Source organism: Corynebacterium striatum ATCC 6940, assembly GCF_000159135.1.
Lineage (GTDB): Bacteria > Actinomycetota > Actinomycetes > Mycobacteriales > Mycobacteriaceae > Corynebacterium > Corynebacterium striatum.
On the sequence record NZ_GG667549.1, the window covers coordinates 1 to 659 of the forward strand.

1 protein-coding gene is annotated in these 659 nt (G+C 56.1%); it reads left to right on the plus strand.

Going from position 1 to position 659, the window contains the following annotated elements; all coding sequences use genetic code 11:
- The first annotated feature begins 146 nt into the window (after nucleotides 1-146).
- Nucleotides 147-527 carry a hypothetical protein gene (locus HMPREF0308_RS12685; RefSeq protein ID WP_005532314.1) on the plus strand — a complete coding sequence of 127 codons (381 nt, stop codon included), beginning with the start codon at nucleotides 147-149 and terminating at the stop codon, nucleotides 525-527.
- Nucleotides 528-659: the final 132 nt, after the last annotated feature.

The following is a 659-nucleotide window of genomic DNA, read 5'->3' on the forward strand; positions in this document are numbered from 1 at the left end:
GAGGAAATCGCCTTATCGCGCCATGACGCTTATCGGGTAGGCAACACAACCCGAACCTTAGGTAGGCACCGTGAGATTGACGATGTGACAGTCAAGAAGTTTTTCGACCAATACGCCCAAGAATTAGGGAAAGGCTGGTGGAGGTAATGACCACGACATACACAGTAACCGCAGAACGCGGAACCAGCGGAGTATGGGTACTCGAATGCGCCGAACTTGGGGCAGTGTCCCAAACTAAGCGGCTGGCTAATGCTGCCGACGAGATGCGCGAAGCACTGGCCTTTCAGGCAGGCCTAGACCCAGACGAACTCAACATTGTTGTTGATGTTGTTCTCCCACCGGGCCTTGCGGAAATGAAAGCTCGCGCCGAAAAAGAACGCGAAGAAGCGGCACGACTGACCGCTGCGGCACAGGCAAGCACTCATGACCTCGCTGTTGCAATGAGAAACGCTGGAATGACCGTGCGAGATATGGGAACAGTCCTCGGAGTGTCTTACCAGCGCGCCCAAAAGCTCGCAGCATCCTAAACACTGAAAGTGAAAGTCGCCCGGCACGCGCATGATGGACACGTGTACTGGGCGATTTTTATCGGCCGGTGGACTCGTGTGCGTTAGCCGCGCGTGACGGTGGGCTTGCAAGGTAGTCCCCAGCCGGTGGTG